This is a genomic window from Olsenella uli, from assembly GCF_016900775.1.
Classification (GTDB): Bacteria; Actinomycetota; Coriobacteriia; order Coriobacteriales; family Atopobiaceae; genus Thermophilibacter; species Thermophilibacter uli_A.
This window is the reverse complement of the sequence record NZ_JACJKN010000002.1, coordinates 159083-171270: the sequence shown is the minus strand read 5'-3', so window position 1 is coordinate 171270 and position 12188 is coordinate 159083. Positions and strand designations below refer to the sequence as shown.

The following is a 12188-nucleotide window of genomic DNA, read 5'->3' as shown; positions in this document are numbered from 1 at the left end:
TTCCCCGCGCCCCGCATTTTATTCACCTCTTTCAAATAAGTGAGAAGATTGTCTCGGCGAGGCCGTCGTGATCGTTGTCGAGCGCCGTCACCCGCGACGCGGCGTCGCGCACCTCGGCGGGCGCGTTTGCCATGGCCCAGCTCTCCCCCACCGCGCGCAGCATGTCGATGTCATTGCGGCCGTCGCCGAAGGCGGCCGCGTCCGCGGCGCTCACCCCCAGATGCTGGCAGACGGCCTCGACCCCCTCGGCCTTGCTCACGCGGCCGTCCATCACCTCGCAGAGGATGGGCGACGAGCGCACCACGGCGAGGTTGGGGAACGCCGCGCCCAGCTCGCGCTCCGCCCGCTCCACCGAGGCGGGCTCCCCCACGAGGAGGAACTTGTGGAGGCCGCGCTCCGAGAAGTGCTCCTCGATCGTCCCCTCGACGGACTCCACGCCCACGATGCGCTCCTCGCGCGCCACGCGCGGGTCCGACCGGTCCGACGTCACCCACGTGTGGTAGCCATATGCCATGCAGCAGACGTCCGGCAGGGCGCAGGCCACGTAGTCGCGCACCTCGAGCGCGCAGCCGAGCGCGATGGGCCTGCTCAGGAGCTCCGCCCCGGCGGCATCGAGCACGTAGGCGCCCCCATAGCACACGACGGGCCCCACGTTGCCGAGCTCGCGGCGAATCTGGTCGAGCGCCTCGGGCATGCGCGCGGAGACGAGCACGAGCGGGATTCCGCGCGCCTCAAGCTCCCTCGCCGCCGCGGCCGTCCGAGGGCTCACGCGATGCGACGCGTCGAGCAGCGTCCCGTCAACGTCGCTGAACACGACCGCAGGCAGGCTGCCCCCACGTTCTTCTCGCCCGCCGTCAGCCCTCTTCGTCATGGTGACCACCTTCCGTTCCCCGCACGCTCGCGCGCACGAACATGATTGGGCCCTCGCAGCCGGCCGCGGGCCTGACCTCGTAGGCGCCCACCGAGGCCGGAACGATGAAGGTCTCCGCATGGTGCACCCTCAGGGGCTCGAAGGCGCCCTCGGGGCTCCTGACCAGCGCCTCCGCGCCCGCCACCAGGTTGAGCACGTTGAGCGTCTCCCGCGTGTCCAGAAGTGCCGAGCCGCCGGGCGCCACCGTGTAGCGCCGGCACAGGATGGGCTCTAGCTCATGCAGGCCCGTCACCTCCACGCGGTCCGCGCCGCAGGCCTCGTCGACGTCATGTGCGCGGTTGACGAGGTTCTTCTCCACCCACCCGGTCGTGCGGTCCCAGCGGATGACCTTGCCCCCATGAGCCAGGTGCACCGGGCGGGGACGCCCGTCAAGGCCGAGCCGGCCCCAGTCCCAGAGCTTGAAGGTAAAGAGGTACGGCGTGGCGCTGATCTCCAGTACCATCGTCCCCGCACCCGAGCAGTGGACCGTGCCCGCCGGAATGAGGAAGTGGTCGTGCGGCCGTGCCGGGATGCGGTTGACGTAGCGCTCGGCATCGAAGGGGGCTCCTCCGGCGTTGGCGTCCTCGAGCGCGGCCATCATCTCCCCTGGGTCCACCCCCTCGTGAAGGCCCAGGTAGACACACGCCCCCTCCTCCGCGTCCAGGATGTAGTAGCTCTCGTCCTGCGTGTAGGCCATGCCGAACTCCCGGCGGATGTAGTCCGTCGTGGGGTGGACCTGCAGGCTCAGGTTCTGCCCGCCCATGGTGTCGAGCAGATCAAAGCGAATGGGGAACTCCGCCCCGTAGCGCGCGTAGACGCCCTCGCCAAGAAGGGCGCGCGGGCGCAGGAGCGTGAGGTCCATGGCGGGCAGGCGCACGACGCCGCCGTCCAGCTCAAAGGCGAGCGCGTTCTCCTCCGGCACGCCGTCGAAGGACCAGGCGTAGTTGGGCGCGTCCGCGGGCAGCCCAAACTGCTCGCGCATCCACTGGCCGCCCCAGACGCCCGGGTCGAAGTAGGGCTCGGTCCTGAAGGGACGGCTGGACGCCACGTCGAGGGCAGCTCGGAAGGCCCCCTCGTCCATGGCGCGCGGCAGGTCGCGCTCATCGGTCCCCACCACATAGTCCGCCCGCTCGAGCAGGCGCGCCTTGTGCCGGTCCGCGAGGCGCCACTCCACGAAGTAGCCGCGCTTGACCTTGCGCAGCACGTCCTCATCCCCGTTGTCGCAGCCGTAGTTGGGCATGCCGGCTCGATAGCGTAGCTGAATCTCCCAGCGTGTCACGTCCAGGTAGACGAGCACGTCACCGGGGTGCACGAGCGCCGCCCCGAAGCCGCAGACGAGCACGAGGCCGCTCACGCCCTCGACGCACCAGCGCGCGGCGAGAAGGGCGCGGGCGTCCATGAACTCCTCGAGCTCGCCGAAGCACATGCGACCGAAGACCCGGTCGTCCGTCAGGAAGGGCACCATGCGGCGCGTGAGCTCGGCGGGCTCGGGAAAGAGCGTCCGCGTGTCCACCATCACGTCCGGGTGCAGGCGCCCCATCTGCGAGATGACCTCGTCATCCCAGACGCCGGGATAGGAGTCGCACACCAGGACGCAGCTCCCGCCATTCTGCGCGCGGACCTCCCCCACGCGCGCCGAGAGCTCGGCGAGAAGGGCGTCGTAGCCCACGATCGCCCGGTGCCCGGGCACGCGGATGGTCGGATGCCTGTCGTATGCCATGATCTCCTCCTTGCCGTGGTGCCCTTCGGCCACGCCCGCGTCCGGGCGCCGCATGGGCGCCCAGGCGCGGGCCGGCCGCGGCGCGCGGGCATCAGTCCCGCGCGCCAGCCGGCAGGTCGGGACGCCCCAGAAGGACGCCCCGACCTCGCTACTTCCTCTTGGACCTGCCGAGAAGGACGCCCGCGCCCGCGGTCACGGCGCCGAGCGCCGCGATGCCGCCCACGGCGACCGTGGCGTCACCGGTGTCGGGGACCCTGCCGGAGCCGCCGGACGCCTGGTGGGTGCCGCCCTTGTCCTCGGAGCCCGTGCCGCCAGGCCGCTGGCCCTCATCGCCGCCGGGCCGCTGGTCGCCGCCGGGCAGCTGGTCGCCGCCGGGCAGCTGGTCGTCGCCGGGCTGCTGGTCGTCGTCGCCGGGCTCCTCACCCGTGTCGGCCCGCTCCAGCGCCGCGAAGGCGTCCCGGACGGACTGTGCCGCCGCGGCCATGTCCGCGGAGGTCGCGTTCTTGTCCGCCAGCAGAGCCCGGGCCTCCGCCAGCGCGTCCTGGAGCGCCGCCCACGAGTCGGCGGTGTAGTCGGAGGCGTCGAGCCCCTCGACCTTCTCGCTCACCTCGTCGATGGCGCCCTGGAGGTCCTGGGCGGGTCCCTCGGTCGCCGATCCGCCCACGTAGAAGTTCTCGAAGGTGGTCTGGTCGGAGTCCCACATGCCAATGGCAACGTAGCCCTCGGTATCGGTGTAGTCGGGATCGCCTTCCTGGAGGGTGTAATCAAGGTACTGCTTACCGTTGATCTCGACCTTGATGGTCTTGCCCTCCACCGAGATCTTCACGTGGTAGTTGCCCTCGGGGTCAACCGCAACCGCGTGGTCGTCCTGGTAGAGCGTCTTGTCGCCCTTGAAATCGAACAGGCGGATCTTGCCGTTGCCGTCGAGCTGGATGGCGTAGCAGCCCTGATAGGCGTCCTGCACCTGGCTGCCGAAGATGAGGTTCTCCAGACCGGTCTTATGGTGGATGTCAATCTCGTACGTCAGACCGTCCACCGGGTACTTCTCGCTCGAGAACAGGAAGCTGTTGGCGCCCACGCCGTTCACGTGGAGCACCGAGCCGTCGACGTAGAATGCGCCCGTCGGTCGAGAAACGCCTGCGACGTTGGTCTGGAGCTCGCCCTCGTACACGCTCACCGTAATGTCCCGGCTCACGCTCGGGTCGCTCGCGCTCGCCACGGTGATCGTGGCGGTGCCGCGGGTGTTGCACGTCACGCGCAGCCCGCCCTCGGTCTGCTCGGCAGACGCGACGGAAGGATCGCTCGAGGTGATCGTCAGGTCCTGCGGAGCGGCGGCTGGAGACACCCACGCGCTGATGTCCGCCGTGGTGCCCGCATAGCCCGTCACCGTGTCGCGAGAAAGACCGATGCTCTGGGCAGCGGAGCTCGGGTTACCCGTCTGCTCGTCGCCCCAGATGGTCTCGAGCGGGTACACCGTCGCATCGAGTGTGGCGGTGCCGTTCTCGCTGAACGCCTGCAACCCGTCAGCAAGCGGCGACGGGAAGATCTGATTGGCTCCGGCGGCAACGTAGTCGCCGGTGAAGACCTCGACGCTCATGCGGTCCACGTACACGTGCAGGGTTACGGATCCGTCCTCGTTGTGGTCGACGTTTGCCTGGGAGCGCGGCTGGGCGAACGCATCGTTCAGGATGGAGCCGGACTTGCTGCGGTCGAGCGTGATGGTGTCCGTGGCAAAGTCGTAGGAAACCCGCGTCTTCTGGCCTGCGCCCACGCGCACGTCAAAGCCCACGGTAGGCTGCTCGCCCTTCCCAGGCGTGAACGTAGCCTCGATCTCGTAGGAGGTTCCGTTGAAGTCGATCGGGGTCACCGCATCGTCTCCGCCGAGCTTCAGCCCGTCAACGGTCACCTTGCCGCTCTCGTCGCGCAGGTCATCGAGGCTGTCGACCGGATCCTGCGTGAGCCGGTACGCGCCGTCCGAGTCCTGGGTGAGGCCCAGCTTGACGGGCAGGTTGTAAGTGCCGTTGAAGCGCCAGTTGCCGGTGTTCTGAACGAGCTTGTTGTAGTCCCAGGTGTTCATCCAGTTCATGGCAACAAGCTCCGGACAGTTGACGCTGCCCGACGTGCCGAAGTCGCTGCCCGCGTTGAAGTAGGTCATTGCGGCGTAGGCGTCGCGCCCGAAGTTCATCGTATAGTCGGGCGTACCCTTGTCCTGCACGAAGGCGTACTGGCCGCCCTCGACGTTGGTGGAGCCCACGTTCTCGAACTCGCCGACCTTGTAGCTCGTACCGCCGCGGGAGAGAATCCACTTGACGGTGCCGTCCTCGGCCTTAACAGGGTAGAGATCGGGGCACTCGGTGTACACGTGGTTCTCGGTGCCCGGCTCGTTGAGATAGCTCTCGCCCTTCCAGTGAACGAGATCGTCGGAGGAGTAGAAGCGCACGGGGCCGCCAGCCACGATAAGGAACCACTTGCCGTCGAAGCGGAACACCTTGGGGTCGCGGAAGGCGCCGTCGGCGGGCTCGATGATGTCGTCGGTGCTGTAGTCGAGAAGGACGTCGTCGTACTTCTGGTATGCGCCCATGGTCTTGGTGTCAGGGTCGTAGGTGGCATAGGCGAGCGTCAGGCGCTGCTTGCCGTCCTGCCCCGCCCGTCCGTTGGCCGTGACGATGAAGACCATGCCCTCCTCGCCCTCGGCAAAGATCTCAGGCGCCGTAGTGTGGTCGGCGTACACGCCGCAGCCGGAGAACTGCGCGCCGTACTCGTCCGGGTAGAGGGCGATCGGCTGCTCCTTCCAGTGCACGAGGTCGGTGCTCGTGGCGTAGCCCCAGTGCATGGGACCCCAGTCGGTGTCGGTGTAGGCCTGGTAGTAGAAGTGGTACACGCCGTCCGAGGTCCTCACGAGACCGCACGGGTCATTGCCCCAGCCGTTCTTGACGCTGTAATGGAACTGACTGCGCTGATCCTCGTAGTAATACGTGTCGTCCGGCCCCTCGCAGAAGACGCGCAGCTGGTAGACGGCAACGGCGCCCGTATCGGGATCCTCGACGGTGAGGGTGTACTGGTTGAGGCCCTCGTTGCGCGCATCGGTCCCGCGGTCGGTCACGGGAACACTCACGATCCCGCCCTCAGGCTCGTAAACGTTTCCCGCCTCGTCGGCCACGCTCACGCGCGCATCCGCGTTGGTCGTCTCATACGCGATGTTCACGCTATCGGCCGAGTTCCGCACGTATCCCACGTACACGTAGGCCGTGTCCTGGAACGCAAAGGGCATGTCGACCGCATCGCCCGTGATGTTGAGGCTCGTGAGCTGCGGGGTGTTGCCCTCGGTGAGCGGCGTGGCCGTCACGTTCTGATAGGTTACGGCAGCGTTGAACGAGAGCAGGCCGCAGTACCCCTCGCGCAGGGCGGTGTTCTGGCCATAGTGCGCGTAGACCTCTTCGTTGTTGGCCTCGGTGCCCAGGGTGTAGTCCGCCGTGCTCGCCGTCTTGGTGACGGCGTTGCCCTCGGCGTCCTCGTAGGACACCGAGAGGACCATGTGCTTGCCGATGGTCGTGACGCTCAGGTGGAAGGCGTCGGAGACGCTCGCGCCAAGCTGGATGGGGGACAGCATGTCGTATGCGATGCGCCCCTCGTTGGCGGTCTGCTCGAACTTGAACAGGCGGCACTCGCCCGTCTTGGGGTTGATGTTGGCCACGTAGGACTGCATGGCGCCGAGGTCGCCCTCGTCGCTGTGAAGCACGAGCGACGCGGCGCCGTCCACGTCGGCGCTCTCGAAGGACACGTCCGCTGAGTAGACCATGTCACCAAGGGATGCCGCCTCGTCCTGCCAGCGAACCATGTAGTCGCCACCCGAGGATGCGACCCACAGCCCATCCGCCGTCTTGACCGTCTGGCCGTTGCCGAACGTCGTGTAGTCACCCGAGAGACTGGTCACGAAGCCGTCTCCCTCCTCGGGGACGCCCGGGTCGGGCAGCTCGAGGCCGGCGTCCTCGCTGATGGTCACGTTGGAGAACGTCGCCGCAGATTTGAACGTGAGGAGCCCCACGTGACCGCCCTGCCAGTTCTGGATGGTGGTCGATCCGGAGACCTCGTGGCCCTCTGTATCGGACGCCGTCACCCTGCAGAGGCCCGTCTCGTCGATCTGGACCCTCAGGTGGACCGTGCCCGTCGTGTCAAGGCCCGCGGAATCAACCTGATCATGTGAGAACGTTATCAGGTCCATGCTATCATTCACGCGGAAGAGGCGTGCGCGCTGGTCGGCGCTCTCGTTGTTGAAGTTGAAGCCGTACCACGTGCCGCTTCCCGGCTCCGCCGCGTTTGTCGCCCCCACGACGAGCGCGGCGGATATGCCGTCGGTCACCTGCACGTCGGCCTGGTAGTCCAGGCTTTGGTAGGCCTTTCCGCCCTCGAGCATGGCAAAGTGGTCGCCGTCGCGACGCGAGACGTCCACCGTCCCGTCCTCGCAGGTGACCGTGCCCCCGCTTGCGCTCACGAACTGCGTGAGCGTCGTCAAGTCGGACGCCCCGGCATCCTGCCGCGCAACGATGGGAGCCGGAGACTCCGCCGCAAGGGCGATCGCCGGTGCGCCGGCGCCTAGGGCACAGACCGTCCCCAGAATCACCGCCAACCGTGCGGGCCGCATTGCTGAATCCATGTCAAGCATCTCCTTTCCAGTGTTTCGCCAAATTAGTGGGCCAGGCAACAACCGCCGTGGTTACCTGGCCTTCCCGCTGTTCTTCTCGCCTTTCGCGTTCTTCTCGCCGCCCTTGCCCCTCCCGTGCTCGCGCGCCCACTCGTCGAGGTCCACGCCGGCAGCCGCAAGGATGTTCCTCACGTTCTTCTTGGCGTTGGTCGTCCCCACCTTGAGGACCACCGAGACGAGCGCCCCCACGACGAGAAGGGCAACGCCCAGCACGCCGAAGCCCGTCCCTCCTCCGCCATAGAAGCCCCAGTAGCCGACGATGAAGCCGGCGGCGACGAGCGAGTAGCCGATGCGCAGCCACACGTTCAGGCGCTGGATGGCGTCGGTCTGGAGCCTGGCCTCGCGGATGAGGTCGTCGCGGGTCCAGTTGGAGGTGTCGAGTGCCATGAGGGTTCCTCATCTCTAGAGACGCGCCCGGGCCGCAGGGGAGATTCCGCGGCCCGGGCTTTGAAGGAGGGAAACTATCTTGCGTGCGGTCGCGCGGGCCTTACGCGGCCGTGGCGATCGTGGCGGCACCGAAGAAGCCGCAGCACGCGCCGATGAAGGCGATGGCAAGCAGGATCAGCATCGTGATGATGGGGCTGACCTTCTTCTTGGCCATGAGCCACCAGCAGAAGACCGTGAAGATCAGCGGCAGGAGCTTGGGGTAGATGCCGTCGAGCGTGCCCTGCAGGGTTCCGCCGCCCGGGAGCGTGAGGGCCGTGGTGATGGAGACCCACGTGGCGTCGACCGCGCCGATGACGATCGTGCCGACCATCACGATGGCCTCGCGCAGGGCCTGGGCGTTGGGGCCCACGAGGGCCTCCACGGCGTCGCCGCCGAGCTTGTAGCCCTGGTAGTAGGCGAAGCGCATGCCGAAGTAGGCGAGCAGGTTCCAGACCACGATGTAGAAGATCGGGCCGAGCACGGAGCCGCCCTCGGAGAGGCCCATGGCGATGCCGAGCAGGATCGGGATCAGCGTGCCCACGATCAGGGAGTCGCCGATGCCGGCGAGCGGGCCCATGAGGCCGGCGCGAATGCCGTTGATGGTGTCGTCGTCGACGGGCTGGCCGTTGGCGCGCGCCTCCTCGAGGCCCACGGTGACGCCGACGATCATGGTGCCGATCTGCGGCTCGGTGTTGAAGAACGCGGAGTAGGTCTGGAGGGCCTTGGTCTGGTCGTCCTTGTTGTCGTAGAGGTCCTCGACGATCGGCAGCATGGAGACCAGGTAGCCGAAGGTCTGCATGTGCTCCTGCGAGAAGCACGTGAGGTTGCCGTAGTACCAGTTGCGGAAGGACTTGGCGAGGGCCTTCTTGGAGACCTTGCGGCCGTCCTTGGCGGTGACGGTGTTCTCTGCCATTAGATGTCCTCCTCATCCTCGTCGTCAATGGTGGAGGCGCTGAGCGCACCTGCGGCGCCCACGCGCTCGACCTTCAGGCGCAGCGTGGTGATCTCGTAGTTGATGAGCGCGAAGAAGCAGGCGATCGCGGAGGCGGCGATGAGGTTGCAGCCCATGACCGCGGCGAGCGTGAAGCCGAAGAAGAACGGCAGGAAGTCGGTGGCCTTGGTGATGACCTGCTTGAGCAGGATGGCGATACCGACGCAGGGGAGGAGCGAGCCCACGGCGAACAGGGTCTTCATGGGGATGCCGTCCATGGGCAGGCTCGCCAGCAGGTTGTTCACCGCGTCGCCACCAAAGTAGACGAGCAGGAACGTGGGCAGGAAGGAGCAGATGATGTGGGAGATCCAGGGCAGGACCATGTCAACGAGGTAGAGCTTGTGGGTGTCGCCCTTCTCGAGCCACTTCCAGCCCATGGCCTGCCAGGCCAGGTTGATCGTCGCGGTGCCGTAGAACAGGATGGCGCCGAGGGTGCCGCACGTGGCGCCGAGCGAGGTCGCGAGGGCTGCGGCCTCCGCGCTGCCGGCGTCGAGCCCCTGGGCCTTGACGGCGATGAGGGCGAGCGGGATGCCGATGTAGCAGGCCGCGCGGACGTCGGCCGAGACGGTGCCGCCGGGGGTGACGAGGGCGATGTAGACCACCTGGATGGCCATGCCGACGAGGATGCCGTCGGTGATGTCGCCCAGGATGATGCCGACCACAAGGCCGGCGACGAGCGGGCGGCCGAGCGTGTAGTTGCCGATGGACGTGCCGCCGAGGCCGGGCATCGAGGCCAGGCAGGCGAACAGTCCGAGCAATGCGGCCTGGAACGCGTTGATTACCATACGTACCACCTTTCTAGTGCGTGGGCCCGTAAGGGCTCTTGCAGCCTGTCACCGGGCGCCCTCCCGGGCGGGCGCCCGATGTCGTGCACGAAGCGGGGCTAGTCGGTGTAGCCGAACTGGCCGCGGAACTTGTCCCAGGTGCCCGTCTCCTTGTCGGGGATCAGGCGGAAGTCCACGGTGTAGCCCTTCTTGGAGATGGCCTCCAGGGCGTCGGCCTCCTCCTGGGTGATGGACTGGTTGTTGCCGATCTTGGTGGTGCCGGGGCGGTCGTTGCAGGGGCCCACGATGACGGTCTTGACGTCATCGGGCACAAAGCCGAAGTTCACGAGGATCTCGGCCATGTCCACCGGGTTCTTGGTGATGAGGAAGTAGCGGGTCTTGGAGTCGCGGACGGTCTGGGCCTTCTCCTTGAAGTGCTCCATCGTCCAGACGAAGGTCTTCTTGTCCGGCGCGGCGCTCTTGTAGGCGCTCTTGAGCACCGAGTTGGTGGCCGCGGCGTCGTTGACGGCGATGATGCCGTCGCAGGGGTACTCGACCGCCCAGCGGGTGACGGTCTGGCCGTGGATCATGCGGTCGTCGATGCGGACAAACGAAACTGCCATGTTCTTCTCCTTCTCTCAGGCGGCGGACGTCCCGCCGCGCTTCTTGCTAGAGCTCCTCGTCCTCATCATCATCGTCGAGGTCGAGCTCGACCTCGCGCATGGCCGCCTGGCCCTCGGAGACCGCGGAGGCGCAGAGGGCGGCCGGGTCGTCCGCCTGGAGGTCGAAGGCCGCGGTGAGGGCCATCGGCAGGCTCACGCCGCCGAAGGCGCGCGTCCGGGCGAGAAGCCCGCGGCCGGCGAGCACGTTGAGCGCGTTGGTGAGGGGCGACCCGCCGATGATGTCGCCCATGACGATGACCTCGTCGTCCTCGGCGATGGGGGCGACGACCTTCTCCAGCTCGGAGACGTACTCGTCGGCGCCCTCGCCGTCGCGCAGGCTGCAGCTCAGGATGTCCTCGCGCTTGCCCACCAGCATGTCGAGCACGCTGTGCAGGCCCGGAGCAAACGTCCCGTGGCTGACCAGAAGCAGGTACCTCATGTGTCTTCCTCTCTCTCCTCGGCCGGACGCCCCGGGCCTCCGCCCCCGCCGGCCCCTTCCGTCGAAATTGATTGTCGTTATTAACTATTAAGGTAGCAATCAGATAGGTGTCAGCGGTAACTATTCATCGGTTAACGGTAGCAACTATTGCCGAGCGCAACTATCACCGAGGCCCCCGCCGGCGGATGCCGGCAAATGCTGACAGAGGTGACCGGGGCGTTTGTCATGAAAAACATGACAAACGCCCCGGTCACCTCTGTCAGCATTTGCCGGTGGGCGGCCCCGACGAGCCAAATCGCGTACACTGTCCCGGGCATTCTTGATAGAAGGAGCGTCATCCCATGTCACAGGTCTTGGAACTCGTCCGCCGCGACCCGGTGCTCGCGGCGGCAGCTGTGCTCGCCGTCGCGTCCTGCGCGCTCGTGCCGCCCGACGCCGGCTACCTCGCCTACGTGGACGTCCGGACGCTCGGGCTGCTCTTCTGCCTCATGGCCACGATGGCGGGGCTCTCCCGCGCCGGGGTCTTCCAGGCCGCAGGCCGCGCGCTCGTGGCGCGCCTGCACTCGGGCACGAGCGTCGTGATGGGGCTCGTCCTGCTCCCCTTCCTCGCGAGCATGCTCGTCACCAACGACGTCTCCCTCATCGCCTTCGTGCCGTTTGCCCTGCTCGTCCTGCGCATGCTCGGCATTGCCGACGCCTCGGTCTTCACCGTGGTCATGATGACGGTCGCGGCAAACCTCGGCAGCATGCTCACGCCCATCGGCAACCCGCAGAACCTCTACCTCTACTCCGCCTCCGGAATGGGCGTCGGCGAGTTCGTGGGGCTCATGCTCCCGTACGCGCTGCTCTCCGCCGTGCTGCTCGTGGCCTGCGTCCTCGCCTACGGCGCGCACCGCCGCGGCCTGCCCGTCCGCCGCGGCGACCACGATCTCCCCGCGGCGGACGGGCTCGAGCCGGGCCGCGTGCGCAGGCGCGCCGTCGCCCCCTGGGCGGCGCTCTTCCTGCTGAGCCTGCTCGCCGTCGCGCGCGTGCTCCCCGTGCCGGCGCTTCTCGTCATCGTGGTGGCCGTGGCGCTGGTGGCGGACCGAGGGGCCCTCCTCGAGGTGGACTACGGGCTGCTGCTCACCTTCGTGGCGTTCTTCGTCTTCGTGGGCAACGTCGGGCGCGTGGGCGCGGTGGACAGCCTGCTCTCGTCGCTCGTTTCCGGAAACGAGCTTCTCGCCTCCGTTGCGGCGAGCCAGGTGGTCTCCAACGTACCGGCGGCCCTTTTACTCTCCGGCTTCAGCTCCGCCTGGCCCGCCCTCATCGTGGGGACCAACATCGGGGGCCTGGGCACGCTCATCGCGTCGATGGCGAGCCTCATCTCCTACAAGCAGGTCATCGCCGAGGGGGCGGGCACCGCGGGCGCGTACCTGCTGCGGTTCACGGTCGTGAACGTGGCGTTCCTCGCGGCGCTCGTGGGGCTGGCGGTTCTTCTGGGGTAGACGCCCTCCGGCGCGCGGCATGGTGATGACAAAGGTGTCAGGGTCGTTTGTCATGAAAAATCATGACAAACGACCCTGACACCTTTGTCA

General features: G+C 67.3%; 9 protein-coding genes. 1 reads left to right on the top strand and 8 read right to left on the bottom strand.

Annotated elements, in window-relative coordinates; all coding sequences use genetic code 11:
- Window positions 1–31: 31 nt before the first annotated feature.
- The 8 genes from H6A23_RS02330 to H6A23_RS02295 form a co-directional block, all read right to left on the bottom strand.
- The gene (locus tag H6A23_RS02330) at window positions 32–871 is read right to left on the bottom strand and encodes a Cof-type HAD-IIB family hydrolase (protein ID WP_204830588.1); all 840 of its coding nucleotides are present in this window, start codon (window positions 869–871) and stop codon (window positions 32–34) included.
- Window positions 855–2630, bottom strand: a complete 1776-nt coding sequence (locus tag H6A23_RS02325) for a class I mannose-6-phosphate isomerase (protein WP_204830587.1) — start codon at window positions 2628–2630, stop codon at window positions 855–857. Before H6A23_RS02325 ends, H6A23_RS02330 begins: the two co-directional genes overlap by 17 nt.
- Window positions 2631–2778: 148 nt before the next feature.
- Window positions 2779–7143, bottom strand: coding sequence for a GH32 C-terminal domain-containing protein (locus H6A23_RS02320; protein WP_204830586.1), 4365 nt, complete (start codon window positions 7141–7143; stop codon window positions 2779–2781).
- Window positions 7144–7344: 201 nt separating this feature from the next.
- The gene (locus tag H6A23_RS02315) at window positions 7345–7719 is read right to left on the bottom strand and encodes a hypothetical protein (RefSeq protein WP_204830585.1); all 375 of its coding nucleotides are present in this window, start codon (window positions 7717–7719) and stop codon (window positions 7345–7347) included.
- 100 nt (window positions 7720–7819) lie between these two features.
- On the bottom strand, window positions 7820–8671 hold the full coding sequence (locus H6A23_RS02310) for a PTS system mannose/fructose/sorbose family transporter subunit IID (protein ID WP_075278758.1): 852 nt from the start codon (window positions 8669–8671) through the stop codon (window positions 7820–7822).
- Window positions 8671–9534 carry a PTS mannose/fructose/sorbose/N-acetylgalactosamine transporter subunit IIC gene (locus H6A23_RS02305; protein ID WP_075278759.1) on the bottom strand — a complete coding sequence of 288 codons (864 nt, stop codon included), beginning with the start codon at window positions 9532–9534 and terminating at the stop codon, window positions 8671–8673. Before H6A23_RS02305 ends, H6A23_RS02310 begins: the two co-directional genes overlap by 1 nt.
- A gap of 98 nt (window positions 9535–9632) precedes the next feature.
- Entirely contained in the window at window positions 9633–10136 is a 504-nt protein-coding gene (locus H6A23_RS02300; RefSeq protein ID WP_075278760.1) for a PTS system mannose/fructose/N-acetylgalactosamine-transporter subunit IIB, read from the bottom strand.
- A gap of 46 nt (window positions 10137–10182) precedes the next feature.
- Window positions 10183–10614: a PTS sugar transporter subunit IIA gene (locus H6A23_RS02295; RefSeq protein WP_075278761.1), complete on the bottom strand. Its 432-nt coding sequence runs from the start codon at window positions 10612–10614 to the stop codon at window positions 10183–10185.
- Between the two features lie 341 nt (window positions 10615–10955).
- On the opposite strand from H6A23_RS02295, the gene H6A23_RS02290 reads away from it, so the two are divergent.
- Entirely contained in the window at window positions 10956–12098 is a 1143-nt protein-coding gene (locus tag H6A23_RS02290; protein ID WP_204830584.1) for an SLC13 family permease, read from the top strand.
- Window positions 12099–12188: the final 90 nt, after the last annotated feature.